Below are 17,103 nucleotides of genomic sequence, written 5' to 3'. Positions count from 1 at the left end.
CTGGTTAGTCGTCGTCTCCATACTTCACCGCGTCGACCAGTTCCGCCCGTACCGCCGCGGATCTTTCCGCCTGGTGGGGATCGACCTCGTGACCGAGAAGCTGGCGGCCGTGTGCGCCGAGGAAGTGGGGCTGAACGGCCTCCCAGATCTGGTGGCGCAGGTGGTGCTGCACGGCGTACCGCTTCTGCTCGCCCAGGCCGTGGGTCCACACGTGGCCGGGCTCGACCAGGGTGGGGCTTTCGTACCCCAGCATGCCCAGTACGGCCTGGGCTTCCTGCTCGGTGGGATCCCGGTAGTCCTCGATGCAGAGTTGCTTCTGCCGAGTGGGGCAGATGTCGCACAGCTCGTTGACGCCCCAGTGGCCGTTGTAGTCGGGCATGCCGTGGGCGTAGGAGACACCGCAGCTCGTCTTACGGAACAGCGGGGTGCTGATGGCGGAGTCCTTCCACGCGCCCACGATGAGCTCATCGATCTCGCGCGGAAGTGTCTTGCGGCGGGCGTAGTCGTCGCCGTACGGCACCTCGACGCCGAGCTGGCGCAGGTACTCGGCGTTCTCCGGTTTGTGGTAGTAGCCGGTGAACACAGTCGCGTCGACGTCCCCTGCGACCTCAAGGACGTGGGCGATCGTCTCGGGGGCGGTGTTCCAACCGGGGACGATGGGCCGCCAGTAGAGCACCACGCCGGTGCGCTTCTTGTGGGCGACCGCGGTGTAGATCGAGTTGATCGTGATGGCGCTCTTCGTGATCGGTTCGACTCGGTCGTCCTGGATGCCTGAGTAGGTGAACAGCAGCGTCACCTTCAGGTGGCGCAGCGCCTCCAGAGTCTCCATGTCCTGGGCGGTGACCTTGAACCGGGTGATGATGAGGATCTGGTTGGTGTATTCCCGTTCGTCGAGGGCCCGCAGCACCTGGAACAGGTGCGGCTTCACGCCTGGCAGGAACGGGTCGGTGGCCTTGTTGAAGAGTTGGACCGGGGTGACGTGTGGCCGGAACGCCTCGTGGCCGACGAGCAGCTCGATCGCTTGCTCCGTGGGTACCAGCAGCGTCGGGATCTTGTCCTCGAAGTTGCCCCAGAAGTGACGCACGCAGTACCCGCAGTCCAGCGGGCAGCCGATGATGTGATTGAGCGACAGCCCGGACTTGCGGTAGCCGACGATGAGCTGCATGTAGGGGTCGAGAGCCGCCTGCTCCGCTGCCGGCATCAGGCGTAGCTGCCGAGGACCGGGGTCGATCCTGACGGGAACGTGGGTCATCGGGTGCCTCCTCGGGCGGGTGCGCGCAGCAGGTGCGTGTGCTGGGAGCCGTACCAGATGCCGAAGTCCCGTTCGACCACTGCGCTGTGATCGGAGGTGTGGATGAGGTTGTCGACCAGGCGGCCTTCGGCCACCGCCTTGTCGAGGGTGTCCTTGGCGTAGCGGCCCCGGACGGTGGTGGTCGGGGCGCTGGCCGGGTCAGTCGGCCCGACGATGGCGCGGATCCGTGCGGCGGCGTTCTCGCCGTAGCCGAGGGCGACGACAACCCGGTTACCGATGAAGATGCGCCGCAGTTCGGCGGGCACGTCGCGGCCGAGCGTCTCGGACAGGGGCAGCATGTCGTCGTAGTGGGCGAACACCTGGTCCTCGGTAGCTACCACGACGCGGGAGTCGACGATGGTGACGAGGCCCTGTACCCATTGCAGAACCTCGCCGACGAGGCCGCGGCGGACGCAGTCGGGCTTGAGCAGGATGACGGTCCACCGGGACCAGTCGACAGGCTCGCTGCCTTCGGCGGCTTCGGTCATGGCCTGCTCCCGAGGAACGCGGGCATCCGTTCCGGCCACCGATTGGCCACCAGCCACCCGTGCCCCGGGTGCAGTTCCGCGAGGATGTCCCGGGCGACGGGCTTGCAGGGGTTGTGTACGACCTGCCGGTAGACCTCGAACAGTGCCAGAACCCGACGCCAGTACGGATCGACGCGTACGGCGGCGAGCCGAGTCGGGGTGAGCTGGTCACGGTCGGTGCGCAGCAGCTCCTCCCACCCCGTGATCTCTCGGATGTCATCCCAGCTCGTGTGGGGCATCTGGTCGACAGGGAACCGGCGAAGTGGCGTCGCGCTGGAGCCCTCGATGAGCATGTCGTCGACCTTCGCCACGTCGAGTTCGTTGATATGCATCGAGCCGACGTGGTGGGCGTACGTGCCGACCTCGACGCCGAGTCGGCGGGCGGTGAACTCCTGGATGAAGGTGAAGGCGAACGTGTCGCCGAGCAGGCCGATCACCGCGTCGTTGCCGCGCATGTAGGCGGCCATATGCAGTCGCCCGCCACGCAGGAGGAACTGAAGGCCGAGAGTGCAGGCGACATCCGGGTTGGCCTGATCGGCCAGCTCGGCTGGCCGCATGATGATCATCGCGGCCCGCTTGGTGTCCGGGTCGTCGCGCAGCAGCCGCTCCACGCGCGCGAACTGGCTCTGCGCGTCGGGCGGGCCGGGCCGGAACAGCCGGGGCCCGTATGCGGTGCCGGTGAGCCGGGCCCCGTCGAGGGACAGCTTGCGCAGCTGGGGGGCGTAGTAGGAAATCATGTCGACGTCGTCGCGGCCAGTCAGGTACCACAGGGCCTCGGCGTGGTTGAACACGACGTTCGCCTTGCGGGCAGCGAGGTACGCGATCCGGTCGACCGGGTCGGTAATGGTGAAGCTGGTGTTGATGACCTCCAGGGCGTTCTTTCCTCGGCCGGCGGTGTGGTAGCGGTGGTTGGTGGCGATCTCCCGTAGGACGGATAGATACGCCTGTTGGAAGCTGGGGAACTCGGGCCCGAAGACCATAAGCGTCTCCCTCACTCGGGGGCGGACATCAGGTCGGTCATGACCTGATGGAGGACGGCTGCCTGGCGGGACAGCCGCATCTGGTGGAGGTAGCGAAGGCACTCGTCGATCAACCCGACGTGAGTGCTGGATCCGGCAATGCGCTGGAGGTGCTCGACCTTCTCGACCACGTCGTTGCCGTCCGCGACGAGGAGCTCCTCGGGGACGAAGCGATGTCCGTCGACCACGTCGGCGGGCATGAGGGGCACGCAGCCGGCGAGGACTGCCTCGAACAGGCGTTGGGTGATGTGCCCGACAGTGCGGTACCGGTCGGGGAGCAGCATCACCGTGGCCAGGGCGCCGCGGTGGATGGGGTCGACGTCGGTGAACGCGCATCGGCCGGTGAAGTTGACGTGCGGCCACTGCCGGGTGCGGGTCCACTTCCCCGCGACCCGGTGCCCGACATGCCCGGCCGCGTCAGCGAAATACCGGTCGAAATGCTCGTCGCGGTCATATTGGTTCCCCACGTACACCAGCGACGTGGGCCGGCCGATCTGTGCCAGCTCGTAGGCGTCAGCGGCATCGAGCTGCTCATCTGGGACCGGGCAGAGGACAGTGGTCGCACCTGGTGTCGGGCGGGTGGCGAACTCGCACACCCGCACGTTCGGCAGCCCGCGCAGCGGATCGTCGGCGCGTAGCCGCCGGTCGAGGTCCCAGACGATTGTCGGCACCCCGGCAAGGCTGTAGTGCTCAATCAGCTCCGTTTGTCGGTGCAGATCGCAGTGGTGGCCGGGACTACCGCACGCGGTGGTGTTGCGGCCCGGCAATGGCCACCGCCACTCGAACATCACGACGTCCAGCGCGGGCAGGCCCTTGTGGAAGCTGTACGTGTCGGTCAGGTCGAGGCCAGCTTCGAGGCTGTCCCGGTTGGGCTGCAGGAGCGTGACGAAATGACCGGCGGCCTGCAACGCGTCGAGCAGCGGCCGGCGGTACGAGCGGGAGCCGTCGGGGGTGTCAACGATCCCAGCACCGAGGAACCCCCAGCAGCTATAGCCGATCTTCAGTCGCGTCATCAAGCGTTTCCTGTCAGGACGGGGCACCGAGGGTCAGGCGCGTGGTTGCAGTGCAATTGGCCAATGCGCAGCGAGGTAATGGCCGCGCCACAGTGTGGAGCGGGAATTTCGGAGTGGTCCCGCCACATGCCAGCAGGATCACCGGTGCGCTCGACTGCGCGAGCCCATCCTCGGTGGCGAGCTTCGTGCTGGTCGTGTGCTCACCACTGAACGCCGACGCACCGGTGTCGACCAGTCTCGACACGGACCTTCGACACCAGACATCGGCGGGCCGATTGTCGCCGCACTGGCGGCTGGCCACACCGCCGCGCCTGCCCCCACCTGCCTGAGGAGAAGGTCCTTGGGCTCTGCACGGCGAGTGCAACGTAAGGATGGCAGGTCCCTTGACATGAGGCGCTCCAGCACATAACGCAGCGCCGGAGATGCCGGCCCTCATTCAGCCGCCAGTTTCTGTCGCGCACCCCGTTCGGTGGAGATCTAATCAGCTGTTGTATCACCACGTTGGGCTGCGCCTCTGCCAGCCATGATTACGACCCGCGCCGGTACAGGATCGGATGTTAATCCTGAGAACACGGAGTAATCGGCCGAGAGGCAGATCGGGCGCCCCCGTAGCCGGCGGACACAAGAATTCGTGTCGAACATTCGTGTCGACAGTTCTCGACACCCCACGCTTCCGCCATAACTGACATCCGACGCCATTCATCGCTGCGAAGCCAGAAACGAACCGGTACGGCAGGTGGCACGCCACTCCCGCGCCCGGCCGCAATCGCAGCAGCCGAGGCGGCAGGCCATCAGTTTGGGAGGGATCGATGAGAGCGACGGTGTGTGGTGCCCCGGGGTGGCGGCCTGCGGCAAGGAGCTGGTGGAGCCCACGTCCGCTCCGCTGGGCAGCGGAGAGTGCTGGAGGACGCCCGGGTGATGCGGAGCATCGGCTGATGCAGAGCGGGGGCGGCCCGTCAGGCCAGCAAGCCGTCCGCTGACGTCATCGACATGACCCTGGCGGCAACGCACTGACCTCACCCGTCCCCCGCTGGTAAACCGCCTGCCGCCGGGCCCTGCCAGTGAACGCCCCAACCGCGCCACCGGTCGGTGGCCGATCCCGGACAGAAGGTTTCACCTCGATGCGACACGTGACCAGACTGGCCGACCAGTTCTTCCTCACGGCCCGGCACGACGCGAACGGGCGACTGCGGATGGCCCCTCGACCGGCCAGGGTCGGCCTCGCCGCAGCGCTGCTGGCCGAGCTCGTTGTCGACGGGCATCTGTGGGCCGACAACGCGATGGTGTCGCTGCGGGGTCGGCGGCGGCCAGTGGACCCCCTGGCGGCATCAGTGCTGCACCAGATCGCTGCCAACCCGGGCGAGCGCGACGTGCGGACCTGGATCAAGGCCCTCTCGGTGTCCGCGACGCAGCGGGTCGGATGGCGGCTCGCTGAAGCCGGAATTGTCCGTTGCCGGCAGGTGGGCCTGCCCTGGACGCGGCACACCGCGTACGTGCCCGTCGACATGAGCACCGCCGCGGTGCCGTGGGCGCTGCTGTCGTACCGCCTGACCCACGCCGAGCCGCTGGGCGCCGGGGATCTTCTGCTCGGCGGTCTGTGCCGGGCCACCGGCCTGGACCGGTGGCTTCTCGACGGTCGACCCGTCGACGTCCGCGTCCACCTCGACACCGAGGTGGCCCGGATGTGGGCGCCGGCCCGGGAGGTGGTCCGGGCCACCGAGGCCGTCGTGGGCAACGCCGTCCTGTCCGCCCGCCACTGACCCTCGCCCTTGCTCCCCCCTGTCGCTTCCTGGAGGTACTGCCATGCCTAGACCATCCACACCGCTAGCGGCGCCGTCGGTGGCGGCGGCCCTCGCCGCCGATCGCCTCGGTGTTCCTGCCGTGGTGTTCTTCGTGATGTCGGCGGCGACGCCCCTGACCGTGGTGGCGGGGGTGGTTACCACCGGATATGCCACCACCGGACTCATCGGGATCCCGGTGGCGTTCCTCGCCGTCGCGGCGGTGCTCGCGCTGTTCTCCGTCGGCTACGTGGCGATGGCGCGGCGGGTGGCCAACGCCGGCGCGTTCTACTCCTACATCGCCCGGGGCGTCGGCCGGCCCGCCGGTGTGGGGGCGGCGTGGGTCGCCCTGGCCTCATACAACCTGCTCCAGGTCGGCCTGTACGGGGCGATCGGCGCGGCCGTCGCCCCGCTGCTTGACCAGTGGACCGGTGTGGACGTGGTGTGGTGGCTGATCGCCCTGGTCGCATGGGCGGTGACCGCGACGATGGGTCTGGCGCGCGTGGACGTCAACGGCCGCGTGCTGTCGGTGCTGCTGCTGGCCGAGGTCGCGATCATCGTGGTCTACAGCCTGACGAGCCTGGCCCACCCCGCCGACGGGAAATGGAATGTCGCGGCGCTGTCGCCGAGCAACCTCGCCGGTCCCGGGGTCGGCGCGCTGTTGGTCCTGGCCGTCCTGGGATTCATCGGCTTCGAGGCGGCAGTCGTGTTCGCCGAGGAGACCCGAGACCCGAAACGCACGGTGGCGACCGCCACCTTCATCGCCGTCGGGGTCACCGCCGCCCTGTACACGCTCAGCTCGTGGGCGATGACCGTCGCCGTCGGACCCGAACACATCGTGGACCGGTCCGCCTCCGAGGGCCCGGACCTGCTCTTCGACTCCGCCGGTGCGCACCTCGGCGCGACGATGGCCACCGCTGGGCGGGTGCTCTTCGCGACCTCGATCCTCGCGGCGATGATCGCCTTCCACAACACGACCGCGAGATACATGTTCGCCCTCGGCCGCGAACGGGTCCTGCCCGCCACCCTGGCGCGGACCACCCTGCGCGGCGGCACCCCGCTGCACGCCTCGCTGCTGCAGTCGGGCATCGGCCTGACCGCGATCATCGGCTACGCGAGCGTCGGCAGCGACCCACTGGTGCACCTGTTCTACTGGGCCGGCACCAGCGGCGGCATCGGCATCCTGCTGCTGATCACCACCACCGCCATCGCCGTCCCACTGTTCCTCGCCCGACAACCACCAGGGGCGCCCCGCGACAGCCTGTGGCGGCGCCTGGTCGCGCCACTGATCGCGCTCGCCGCTCTACTGATCATCACGACCCTCGCCGTCGGCAACATCGACGTCCTCCTCGGCATCGCACCTGGGCATCGGCTGACTTGGGCGGTACCGGTCGGGTTCCTCGCGATCGGGGCGGCGGGAACCGGTTGGGGATGGTGGCTGCGCGCCCACCGACCCGAGGTGTACGCCGTGATCGGGCTGGGAGCGCACGCCGCCGTGCCACCCCCGGCGGTCCCACGCACCGTCGCCCACGACGCCGGTCTGCGGGCGGGGGCCCGCCGGTGAGCGCCGAGAAGCCCTCCATCAGGCACGCCACCTCCGATGACGTCGACACGGTCGCCGACCTGCTTGCCGTCGCGTTCGGGGCGCTGCGGGCCACGCGGTGGCTGGTCCCCCATCCCACCGCACGCGCCACCGTCCTGGCCGGGCAGTTCCGCATCCTCGCCGCCCACGCACTCAACCATGGGCAGGTGTACCTGCTCACCGACTTCTCGGCGGCCGCGGTGTGGTTCGACCACACCCGTCCGGTTCCCGCGCCGCCGGACTACGACCGGCGCCTCGACGCCGCGTGCGGCCGTTACGTGCAGCGGTTCGTCGACCTCGACACCCTCCTGGACAACCACCACCCCCGCCAGGTCGGCCACCACCACCTCGCGTTGCTCGGGGTGAGTCCCGCCCGGCAGGGCACCGGACGCGGCACCGCCCTTCTGCGCACCCACCACCGAGTCCTCGACGAGCGTGCTCTGCCCGCCTACCTCGAAGCGAGCAGCCCCACCAGCCGTGACCTGTATGCCCGTCACGGCTACCAGGCGGGAGCGGAGTTCCACCTGCCCGACCGCACACCGTTCTGGCCCATGTGGCGCAAACCCGCCACCCCGCCGTAACCACCACCCCGCCCTGCCACCGGCCGGGTCACCGCAGCCACGCCACCCGGCAGCAACACCCCTCTTCCACTGCCCTGCCCGCAGGAGATCACCGATGCCATTGGCCACCCCCGCGCCGCCATCCACAGACCCGCACTTCACCCTCACCGGGTGCGGGCCCACGCCCGGCCTACGAGCGGTGCTGTACGACCTCGACGGTGTCCTGCTCGACAGCATCCGGCTGATGGCAGCCGTCATCAGCGAGGTGACCGAAGCCGCCCTCGGCCGGAAACCGACCGATGCCGCGGTCGTTGACGTCCTGGCGATGCCCCCGGCGACCGCGCTGCACGCCCTGGGCGTCACCGACCCGCACACCGCCCTTTACCGCCACTTCGACACGGCATACGCCCGTCACGCCCACCTCGCCACCGTCAACCCCGACGCGGTCACGGTGCTGCGCCAGTTCCACGAAGCCGGCATCCGCCAGGGCATCGTCACGCTCCAGCGACGCCACCGCCTGCACCTGCTCGACCTGTCCACCATCGCACCGCTGATCGACACCGTCGTCTGCTACGACGACGCACCCCCGAAACCCGCGCCCGCGCCCATCTGGCGGGCACTGACCGCACTGGCCGCGCCGGGCTTCCAGACCTGGTACGTCGGCGACACCACCACCGACATCGCCGCCGCCCGGGCAGCCGGCATTCGCGTCGCCGGCGCCACCTGGGGCTACCACTCCGCCGCCCTCCTGCGCCACGCCGGCGCAGACATCCTGCTCGACCACCCGTCACAAATCCGGTTCCTCACCGGAGCAGCTCCCACCCACGCCCACCCATCCGTGCCAATCCAGGACGGCCACCGATGACCACACCCCGTACCAAGACCCGAAACGCGGGAAGGCGAGCGGGCAACATGCGGCGTCTGCCGCTACTGGTTGCCCTTACCGCCGTTATCGTCGCCGCGACGGCAGTCATCGCCTACTCGGTGCGCGCTGTCAAGGGCCACCTGCCCGCAGCGTCGACGGGGACCCCCGCAAGCTGGCACGAGACCCCCGGCCGCACACCGGCCCCGGCCATCATCACCGCGCCGTGCCTCGCGAAGCTGGCCGACTCGCTCTCCGCAGCGGCCGGCGCCGGCCGCTCGACCACCGCCAACCCGACGAGCCCTGCCCGATACGCCCGCGTCCACACACGGTCCTGGGCTGCGCAGGACACCTTGGTCCCCTCGGGGACCAGCAGCCGCAGCATCGTCACCGACGAGATGTGGCAGTGGCGGGCCGCGGACGGGTCCGGTCGCACCGTCAGCACCACAGGCGGCACCGACCGCACCGTCACCGACCATCCCGCCGGGGGAATCATCGCGCCGCTACCCGAGCCTGCGCCCACCGACCCGGGCGCCGTCGCCACGCACCTCGCCGTAGTCCAGCCGCCCGAGATGGGCCCGCAGTGGATCATCCGCGCGGTCGCGGACGTACACCTCACTCAACATCCGTCACCGGCCACCCGGATCGCCTTGCTCCGTGTGCTCGCCACCGCCGAAGCCGTCACCTGCCAGCGCCCCACCGCAGACCGGGCAGGCCGGGCCGGTATCGCCGTCGCCGTCACCCACGAGCAGGTCCGCGACACCCTGATCATCGACCGCGCGGGCTGGGTCATCGCCCACGAAACCACCGAACTCGACCCGCCACCCGGCATGAACACCCGCGCACCACACCTGCGCTCGTACGTCCTCGTCGTCGACCGCTCCGAGGAACCCACGATCGACACGACGCAGGCCACGCGATGACCCGAACCCGAACCCGCACCGGTGCCCTCCTGCTCACCGCGTCGCTCTTCCTCACCGCCTGCGCCGGACCCTCCACCAGCGTCAACCCCGACCCACCGTCCCCCACGACGCCCCCGACGGCACCCCCGAGCGAACCGCCGGTCCCGGCCGGCCCGGTCCTGACCCGCCTGGCCGACACCCTCACCGACGCCCCCGCCGACACCACCAACGGCAAGTACCAGTACACCGAACGCCGTACCTGGTACCGCGACATCATCGGCCCACCCGGCCCCACCGGATGGCCCCTACGCGTCCGCTTCGAACAACTGTGGCGCACCGACGACGCCACCAACGGCCGGCATCTCAGCGTCCAGACCACCGCCAACGGCTGCGCCCCGGACGAGGGAGACACCAGGTGGGCCGACAGCACCGCCCACCAGTTCAACGAACCAACACCAAGGACACCAGCCGAGCTGCGCGCCTACCTGCTCGCCGTCGCCGGAGACAGAACCGGTCCCGAGCACATCATCGGCGGCGTCGCGATGCTCTACGAGCGCTACGCGCCCACCCGCCCGGTCCGGACCGCGATCCTGCGGCTCCTCGCGAAGCAACCCGGCCTCCTCGTGCAGACCGGCGTCGTCGACCGCGCCCAACGCCCCGGCATCGACGTCATCCTGCCGCACACCGACCAATCCGGTGTGCCACAGCACGACATCCTCACCATCGACCCGACCAGCGGCGTCCTCCTCGCCGCCCACACCACCATCACCGGTCCCATCCCACCCCAGGACCCGGACCGGGGACCCGACGTCCAAAAGATCATCACCGCCGACGCCGACAGCTACCGCCTCTACATCGACAACCGCCGCACCCCGAGCACCCGCACACCAGCAGCCGGCTGTCACCACCCGGCCGCGCTGCCCTCGGCCCTCGACCTCACCGGACCTTGATACGCGGCTTCGGCGACGCAACCTAATCCCGGAAGGCCCTGCGGTCGGCGGTGGGGTGCCGGGCACCAGGAGCGCAGCTCGACGTTGGTGTTCCCGGATGTCGTCCGCCGCCAGCCGTCGTCCCCACGCCCTCACCCACGGCGCGCCGCCGCCGACCCGACGTCGCGTTGACACGCCGCTGCTGTCTGCCCACCCCGATCAGACCGAAGGTGTGCCCCTGTGTCCTGTGCGACTGCCACCGCTGACGTCCGTCGCGGCAGCGGTGGAGAAGACTCCGAACGGTTGGAGGAGTGGACGCTGGTACGCCGTGCGCAGGCCGGTGACCAGGACGCGTTCGCCCGTCTCTACCTGGACAACAAACCCCTGGTGATGCGCTACATCGCGAGGCGGGTCGGCGGCGGTGACCAGGGCCTTGTCGAGGACCTCACGTCGGAGACGTTCTGCCGGGCCTACCGCGCGTTGGATCGGTACACCGAGCCGCGTCAGCGCTTCGTCGCCTGGCTGAGCACCATCGCGTCCCGGCTCATCCTCGACCACGCCAAAGCCCACCGCACCCGCTACGAGACACCCCTGGGACTCACCTACGACTACACCCTCCTGGCCGGTGCCGACGAGACGTCCAGCGCCGAAGCGGCGGTGCTGCGCAAGTACGACCTGCAGCACGCGCTGGCCCCACTCCTGCTCCTGCGACCCGCGCAACGCGAAACCCTGCTGGCCAGGTTCTGGGCCGGCGGAGACAAGACGAAAATGGCCCAGGCGCTCGGCACGACCACCGCCGCCGCCAAGTCCCGGCAGCGACGCGCTGTCAGGAAGCTCGAAGGGCTCCGGTCGGTCGAGGTCCGGCTACGGCAGTGGCATCCCACCAACCCCGCACCGCAACCACCCCGAACCCGCAGCCACCCACCCCTCACCACCGAAACAGGCGACCGTACGCCGCAGCCGGCGACCGACGACCGGGACCCGACATCGGAACCCGGCCCGCGCCCGGTCGTCGGCTCGGGGCTACCTCCGTTGCGGGGGTACCAGTGGGAGGCGGTCGAGGCCATCACCGCAGGTCTGGGCGGCGGGGGCCGGGGGCAGGTGGTCGCGGCATGCGGCACCGGTAAGACCCTGCTCGCCCTGCATGCCGCGGTCCGGCTCGCACCGGCGGGTCTGGTCGTGGTGGCCGTGCCGTCGCTGGCCCTGCTGGCACAGACCCTGCGGGCATGGACCACCACCAGCGCAGCCGCCACAGTCCTGGCAGTCTGCGGCGACGACACGGTCGCCGCCTCCACGCCAGGCGCCCGGAATCTGCCCTGCCCGGTGACCACCGACCCGCACCAGGTCGCCGCCTGGGTCCGGCGAAACGCCACCGCTGGGATGAGGCTCATCGCCGTGACCCACCAATCGGCACCCGTGCTGGGCGCCGGCCTCACCGCCGCCCGCACGGCAGCGGACCTGCTGGTGGTCGACGAGGCCCACCGCACCACCGGCATCGCAGGCCGGCAGCGCACCCTCCTGCACAACGACACGGTCCTGCCCGCGCGGCGGCGTCTCTACCTCACCGCCACCCCCCGACTACCCGCCGGCGGAGCAGCCGGTACAACCACGCTGTCGATGGACGACCCGCACGTGTTCGGGCCCCGCCTCTACACCTACCCCTTCTACCGGGCGATCGACGAGGGCTGGCTCGACGACTACCGGATCCTGGTCCTCGCGGTCACCCGCGCGGACCTCCTTCGCCAACTCCGCCACACCGCAACCACACCGGCGGTGCTGGACCAGACCGGAACCCGGCTACGCACCGCCCTCGCGCAGATCGCGCTGGTCAAGGCAGCAGCCGAGTACGGGCTACGCCGGGTGATCGCGTTCTGCCCCCGCATCGCCGAGTCCGCCGAGTTCACCCGCACCCTGCCCGCGACCACCGCGAGCCTGCCAACCGGCCAACGACCACCAGGCCCCCTCACCGCCCTGCACGTCGACGCGACCCACCCGAGCGCTGACCGCGACGCCGCGATCCGGGCGCTGGCCGACCCGCCCGGCGGAGGCTGGACGGTGCTGTCCAACGCGCGCTGCCTCACCGAAGGGGTGGACGTGCCGGCGGTCGACACCGTCTGCTTCACCCACCCCAAACACTCCACCACCGACATCGTCCAAGCCGTCGGCCGGGCGCTACGACGCAACCCGACAGGACCAGGCACCGCCACGATCCTCGTACCCGTCGTCCTACCCGACCACCCCACCGGCATTTCCGACACCCTCCACGAATGGGACACCGTCTGCCAGGTCCTCCGCGCCATGCGCGCCCACGACACCACCCTCCCCACCGCCCTCGACACCCACCGCACCCCCGACGATCGGCACCAACCCCGGCTGCCGCCGCAGGTGGTGATGCGGCTGCCGGACACCTACTCCCTCCACGACCTCACCCGGCACATCACCGTGCGGATCCTGGAACGCACCACCTCCCCCTGGTGGGAACACCACGCCCAACTGGCCGCCTTCCACGCCCACCACGGCCACCCACACCCCACCCCCAGCGACCCGGACCACGCCGACCTGGCCACATGGCTCAACACCCAGCGCTACCTCCACCGCACCGGCCGACTACCCGCCGACCGCGCACAGGCCCTCACCGACCTCGGCGTCGACTGGGCACCCCGCGCCACCCACTACGACCGCGCCATGGCCGCGGCCCGCGCCTACCACGCCGAACACGGACACCTCAACATCCCCTTCGGCCACCTCCACGACGGCATCCGCCTCGGCGACTGGCTCCGCGCCCAACGCCGCAAACACCGCGCCGGCACCCTCCCCACCCACCAGGTCCAAGCCCTCCACCACCTCGGCATCGACTGGACCATCGGCGCCCACACCCACTCGGACGACGGTCTGGCCGCAGCCCAGGCGTTCCACCACACCCACCAGCGACTCCCCACCCCCACCGACCACGACCGCACCGTCAACGGAATCGACGTCGACAGCTGGATCAAGCGCCAACGCAAGAAGCGCCACCGAGGTCAACTCACCGACGAGCAGGTCCGCGCCCTCGACCGTCTCGGCATCGTCTGGTCCCTGCCCGACGACACCTGGAACCGCCACCTCACCGCCGCCCGAGCATTCGCCGAACGCGAAGGCCACCTCAGGCCCTCCCACACCCACCGCGAAAACGGCCTACCACTGGGCAGATGGCTCGCCGACCAACGCACCGCCCAACGCGCCGGACGACTCACCCCAGACAAGACCGCCGCTCTCGACCACATCGGCATGGACTGGACCCACAAACGCAGGCGAGCAACGTCCCCGTAGGCACCCACCCGCCGGTGACCTGATCCCCAGAAGGGCGTTCCGCCCGTCAGTGACAGCCGTAGACCGCACGTCATTCCGTCGTGGCTACGGGTACCCGTACGAGTGCGCCGCGAGGACCGGGGCCGCTGCCAGGTCGCCGGTGTCCCGGACGAGGTCGAGTTCGCCACGAAGTCCGAGCTGGCCACGGACATGATCACCGCTGCCCTGGCCTCCTCGCCGTCCTGGCCATCTGCGCCGCAGCGGCCGCAGGCGAAGCCGGCGCCGACCCGGCCGGCGCGCGCGCCGGTACCTGGCCGACCCCAGGAGTTAGCGCTGGCAGCGGGTAGGCCTCAGGCCGACAGGGTGATCTCGGATCGACAGCCCAGCCTGTCCAGGATCACCGCACCGTAGCGGGTCACGTCACCGGTCCCCATTGTCACCACCACGTCGCCGCGTCCGGCCATCCGCGCGATCACACGGGACGCGTGGTCGGGCCCGAGGGACAAACAGTAGGCGCCGTCACGAAGTCGGTCCATGATGGCGGTGACGTCCGTCGGCGGGCGGCCGTCCGGGACGGTGTCGTGCACGTCGAGCAGTAGAACGTGGTCGGCGTTGTCCGCCAGGACCTGGCCGATCCGCTGACCGAAGGCGAGGACACCGGCGTTTCCGGACGGCTGGAACACCACGAACACCCGCCCCCGTGCCAGGGTGCGCGCAGCTTCCAGATCGGCGGTGATCTCGTTTGGGTGGCTGGCATAGGAGTCGATCACCGTCACCCCGGCCCGGGTGTCGATGTGCTCGAACCGGCGGCGCACCCCTCCGAAGGAACACATCGCTGCGGCCACATCAGCGGGCTCCAGCCCGAGGGCCACCGCGCAGGCCGCCGCCGCCGCCGCGTCCTCCAGGTGGTGCGTCGCCGGGGTCGGCAGGGTCAGCCGCACGTCGGTGCCGTCGGGCATCCGCAGCGTCGCGGACGCCGACCAGCCCTCGGCGCGTAAGTCCAGGAGCCGGACGTCAGCGGTGCGGTCCCGGCCGTAGCGCAGCACCGTCAGGTCAGGCCGCTCGTCGGCGATGACCTGGGCAGTCACCGTCGCGCCCACGCAGTCGGCGTTGACGATCAGGAACCCGCCCGGCGCGGTCCGGCTGCCGAACGCGACGTAGGCGCGCAGCACGTCAGCGTGGTTGGCGAAGGTCTCCGGGTGGGCGTTGGTCACGTTCGTGACGACCGCGATCGACGGGGTGAGGAAATGGAACGAGCGGTCCGACTCGTCGGCCTCGGCGACCAGCAGCTTCGACCGGCCGAGGTGGGCACCGGAGCCAGGCCTGGTCAGGTCGGCGCCGATGAGGTAGCTCGGGTCCTGCCCGAGGGCACGCAGAATGTGGGCGAGCATCGCCGTGGTGGTGGACTTGCCATGCGAACCCGACACCGCCACCAGCTGGCGGGTGGCGCTGAGCTTGTCGAGGACCTGCGCCCCGTACACCACCGGGATGCCGGCGGCACGGGCCGCGCGAACCTCCGGCGCATTCCGCGTGAGCGTGGCGGATACGACGCAGCTCGCGCCCTCGACGTGCGCCGCGTCGTGGCCCACCCGCACCCGCACACCGGCCGCTCGCAGCGCCGCGAGGACCGCCGAGTCGCGCACATCACTGCCGCTGACCTGCTGACCCAGCTCGGCTAGCAGCAGAGCTGGGCCGGACATCGCGGCCCCACCGACTCCCACAAAGTACGGGCGCGACACGTCGAACGGGCCGGTGTAAGCCTCGAAGGCCGCAGCGCTCGGGATTGTGTCGGTCATGGTGCTGTGCCTCCTTCGATAGAGCTGATGGGCCGGCGTCTGAGGGGGTGTGAGGGGCCCCTGCTTCCCGTCCTCCGACTCCTTGCCCGGGTCGAGGCGGCGTCTAGTCGCCAACTCGGCCGCGTGTGCAACCATTGCGTCTGCCTAAACGCCGGTGGTACCGACGCAACCGGTGACAGCCGGTGGTTCGTCATCGCGCCTGCCGTTCGCGGTGGAGACTGTCCCAGCGCCGATCGCCGAGCGGTTGCTGTCGGCTCCGCCTCAAGTGGTTGACCCGGCGTTGCCAGGCTGTATCGGCTGCTGCCTTCAGCAAGTACAGTCCTCGGACGCGGTGTCGAACAGAGCCGACAGTGAATCTCGACAGGCCGGTATGAAGCAGTCGTGCCATCTCGCTGGTGCCGACACGCCGTTCCGCTACGTTGAAGAGACCGGCTACGTCACCATGATCAGCGCCGAAATCCTGCGGCGGGTCCTGTGCAGAGCATGGTGTGCCGTGAAAGGCCACCAAGACGTGGAAAACCAGAACCACCTCGACTTAACCAGGAAGAGGCGTCGGGTCCTGGACCTATATGACCACCCACCCACCTACCGGCATGAGGCGTCCGGGCGCGCCTACGGCGTAGACCGGGTGCACCGGCAGCTACGCCACGAAGGCATCCGCGTAGGGCCGCCGCGCGCGGGTCGAGCGGGCTGATAACCGGCCAGGGTTGGCAGGGCGCGTTTCTGTGTCGAGGCGGCTCCACCCTGCAGGACTTGCGGCACACAACAGCGCCGGATTTGGTCAACCGGAAGTTCACCGCGCCTCCCGAACCGGCCGCGGGTCACCGACACCACGGCTCCATCAAAACGGGGACGCTCAACTCGGCATCACCTAACGACTTTGCCGGAGCCCCGCCTCGACCCCTACAACGAACACATCCACCACCAAGCGGCCCACACACCCTCGGCAAACCCCACGACGCCGCCACGCTCCTCGCCCGTTACCACCAGAGACTCACCGACTCAGGCCTGACCTTCCAAGATCTTTAATAGTGCTTTGCGTCTCCGTCTGGATGTCTCATCCCTCCGAGTCATGCCTTCAAGAGTTATGCCAGTCAAAACCGCCCAGAGCGGACAAAGCCAAACCACCGGTGACGCGACCACTGCTAGAGCTTGGCAGGAGAAGCAAGTTGCTAATGTGATCTTGCCCTGCCGATCCGACGGCGCTGTCCTTTGAGGCGGTCGACCGCATGGGGTACCGTGCGCCTCTATGAGCGAGATCCTCGTTGCCGTGCAACCCAAGCCTGGAGTCCGAGACCTTAAGGGAGGTGCCTTCACCGATCGCTTGACAGATCGCCTTGATGACGTAGCTGCGGCTATCGAGACGGTGGCTGTGCAGCTGCGGGCGAAACTGGACACGCTACTGGAGGCACCCGCAGAGCAGGGTATGGCACTAGACGGACTGGAGATCAAGTTCACGATTGAGCTCCAAGCCGACGCAGGTGTTGTCATCGCCAAGGCCTCCACCAAGGCCGGTATCGAGGCGACCCTTACCTGGAGCCGTCAGAGGGGTTAAC

At 69.5% G+C, this 17,103-nt stretch carries 13 protein-coding genes; 8 read left to right on the top strand and 5 right to left on the bottom strand.

Features of this window, described 5'->3' with window-relative positions:
* Window positions 1-4: 4 nt before the first annotated feature.
* The 4 genes from ACLQ2V_RS07935 to ACLQ2V_RS07920 are packed head-to-tail and all read right to left on the bottom strand — an operon-like array spanning window position 5 to window position 3,850.
* Window positions 5-1,252, bottom strand: a complete 1,248-nt coding sequence (locus ACLQ2V_RS07935; protein ID WP_425717698.1) for a hypothetical protein — start codon at window positions 1,250-1,252, stop codon at window positions 5-7.
* Window positions 1,249-1,779: a nucleoside-diphosphate kinase gene (locus tag ACLQ2V_RS07930; protein ID WP_425717697.1), complete on the bottom strand. Its 531-nt coding sequence runs from the start codon at window positions 1,777-1,779 to the stop codon at window positions 1,249-1,251. Before ACLQ2V_RS07930 ends, ACLQ2V_RS07935 begins: the two co-directional genes overlap by 4 nt.
* A complete protein-coding gene (locus ACLQ2V_RS07925; protein ID WP_425717696.1) occupies window positions 1,776-2,798 on the bottom strand; it encodes a thymidylate synthase in 1,023 nt (340 codons plus the stop codon). The genes ACLQ2V_RS07930 and ACLQ2V_RS07925 overlap by 4 nt, the downstream gene beginning before the upstream one ends.
* A gap of 11 nt (window positions 2,799-2,809) precedes the next feature.
* Window positions 2,810-3,850: a hypothetical protein gene (locus ACLQ2V_RS07920; protein WP_425717695.1), complete on the bottom strand. Its 1,041-nt coding sequence runs from the start codon at window positions 3,848-3,850 to the stop codon at window positions 2,810-2,812.
* A gap of 1,121 nt (window positions 3,851-4,971) precedes the next feature.
* On the opposite strand from ACLQ2V_RS07920, the gene ACLQ2V_RS07915 reads away from it, so the two are divergent.
* The 7 genes from ACLQ2V_RS07915 (at window position 4,972) to ACLQ2V_RS07885 (ending at window position 13,772) form a co-directional block, all read left to right on the top strand.
* On the top strand, window positions 4,972-5,610 hold the full coding sequence (locus ACLQ2V_RS07915; protein ID WP_425717694.1) for a GPP34 family phosphoprotein: 639 nt from the start codon (window positions 4,972-4,974) through the stop codon (window positions 5,608-5,610).
* A gap of 43 nt (window positions 5,611-5,653) precedes the next feature.
* The gene (locus ACLQ2V_RS07910) at window positions 5,654-7,192 is read left to right on the top strand and encodes an APC family permease (protein WP_425717693.1); all 1,539 of its coding nucleotides are present in this window, start codon (window positions 5,654-5,656) and stop codon (window positions 7,190-7,192) included.
* Window positions 7,189-7,791, top strand: a complete 603-nt coding sequence (locus ACLQ2V_RS07905; protein WP_425717692.1) for a GNAT family N-acetyltransferase — start codon at window positions 7,189-7,191, stop codon at window positions 7,789-7,791. The genes ACLQ2V_RS07910 and ACLQ2V_RS07905 overlap by 4 nt, the downstream gene beginning before the upstream one ends.
* A gap of 94 nt (window positions 7,792-7,885) precedes the next feature.
* A complete protein-coding gene (locus ACLQ2V_RS07900; protein WP_425717691.1) occupies window positions 7,886-8,635 on the top strand; it encodes an HAD family hydrolase in 750 nt (249 codons plus the stop codon).
* Entirely contained in the window at window positions 8,632-9,555 is a 924-nt protein-coding gene (locus ACLQ2V_RS07895; RefSeq protein WP_425717690.1) for a hypothetical protein, read from the top strand. Before ACLQ2V_RS07900 ends, ACLQ2V_RS07895 begins: the two co-directional genes overlap by 4 nt.
* A complete protein-coding gene (locus ACLQ2V_RS07890; protein WP_425717689.1) occupies window positions 9,552-10,484 on the top strand; it encodes a hypothetical protein in 933 nt (310 codons plus the stop codon). The genes ACLQ2V_RS07895 and ACLQ2V_RS07890 overlap by 4 nt, the downstream gene beginning before the upstream one ends.
* Window positions 10,485-10,766: 282 nt before the next feature.
* On the top strand, window positions 10,767-13,772 hold the full coding sequence (locus ACLQ2V_RS07885; protein ID WP_425717688.1) for a sigma-70 family RNA polymerase sigma factor: 3,006 nt from the start codon (window positions 10,767-10,769) through the stop codon (window positions 13,770-13,772).
* A 329-nt stretch (window positions 13,773-14,101) separates the two neighbouring features.
* Here ACLQ2V_RS07885 and ACLQ2V_RS07880 read toward each other — a convergent pair whose 3' ends face one another.
* Window positions 14,102-15,547, bottom strand: coding sequence for a UDP-N-acetylmuramate--L-alanine ligase (locus tag ACLQ2V_RS07880; protein ID WP_425717687.1), 1,446 nt, complete (start codon window positions 15,545-15,547; stop codon window positions 14,102-14,104).
* 1,249 nt (window positions 15,548-16,796) lie between these two features.
* Between ACLQ2V_RS07880 and ACLQ2V_RS07875 the strand changes: the two genes are divergently transcribed.
* Window positions 16,797-17,102 carry a CU044_2847 family protein gene (locus ACLQ2V_RS07875; protein ID WP_425717686.1) on the top strand — a complete coding sequence of 102 codons (306 nt, stop codon included), beginning with the start codon at window positions 16,797-16,799 and terminating at the stop codon, window positions 17,100-17,102.
* Window position 17,103 lies beyond the last annotated feature (1 nt).

Origin of the sequence: Micromonospora sp. DT233 (assembly GCF_049841815.1) — a bacterium.
Lineage (GTDB): Bacteria > Actinomycetota > Actinomycetes > Mycobacteriales > Micromonosporaceae > Micromonospora.
Note: the sequence above shows the minus strand (reverse complement) of the source record. Positions and strands in the feature narration are given on the sequence as shown.

What these genes read in the sequence shown, in the direction of transcription:
- ACLQ2V_RS07935 (WP_425717698.1), bottom strand. Translation starts at nt 1,252, where the DNA reads ATGACCCACGTTCCCGTCAGGATCGACCCCGGTCCTCGGCAGCTACGC.
- ACLQ2V_RS07930 (WP_425717697.1), bottom strand. Translation starts at nt 1,779, where the DNA reads ATGACCGAAGCCGCCGAAGGCAGCGAGCCTGTCGACTGGTCCCGGTGG.
- ACLQ2V_RS07925 (WP_425717696.1), bottom strand. Translation starts at nt 2,798, where the DNA reads ATGGTCTTCGGGCCCGAGTTCCCCAGCTTCCAACAGGCGTATCTATCC.
- ACLQ2V_RS07920 (WP_425717695.1), bottom strand. Translation starts at nt 3,850, where the DNA reads ATGACGCGACTGAAGATCGGCTATAGCTGCTGGGGGTTCCTCGGTGCT.
- ACLQ2V_RS07915 (WP_425717694.1), top strand. Translation starts at nt 4,972, where the DNA reads ATGCGACACGTGACCAGACTGGCCGACCAGTTCTTCCTCACGGCCCGG.
- ACLQ2V_RS07910 (WP_425717693.1), top strand. Translation starts at nt 5,654, where the DNA reads ATGCCTAGACCATCCACACCGCTAGCGGCGCCGTCGGTGGCGGCGGCC.
- ACLQ2V_RS07900 (WP_425717691.1), top strand. Translation starts at nt 7,886, where the DNA reads ATGCCATTGGCCACCCCCGCGCCGCCATCCACAGACCCGCACTTCACC.
- ACLQ2V_RS07895 (WP_425717690.1), top strand. Translation starts at nt 8,632, where the DNA reads ATGACCACACCCCGTACCAAGACCCGAAACGCGGGAAGGCGAGCGGGC.
- ACLQ2V_RS07890 (WP_425717689.1), top strand. Translation starts at nt 9,552, where the DNA reads ATGACCCGAACCCGAACCCGCACCGGTGCCCTCCTGCTCACCGCGTCG.
- ACLQ2V_RS07880 (WP_425717687.1), bottom strand. Translation starts at nt 15,547, where the DNA reads ATGACCGACACAATCCCGAGCGCTGCGGCCTTCGAGGCTTACACCGGC.
- ACLQ2V_RS07875 (WP_425717686.1), top strand. Translation starts at nt 16,797, where the DNA reads ATGAGCGAGATCCTCGTTGCCGTGCAACCCAAGCCTGGAGTCCGAGAC.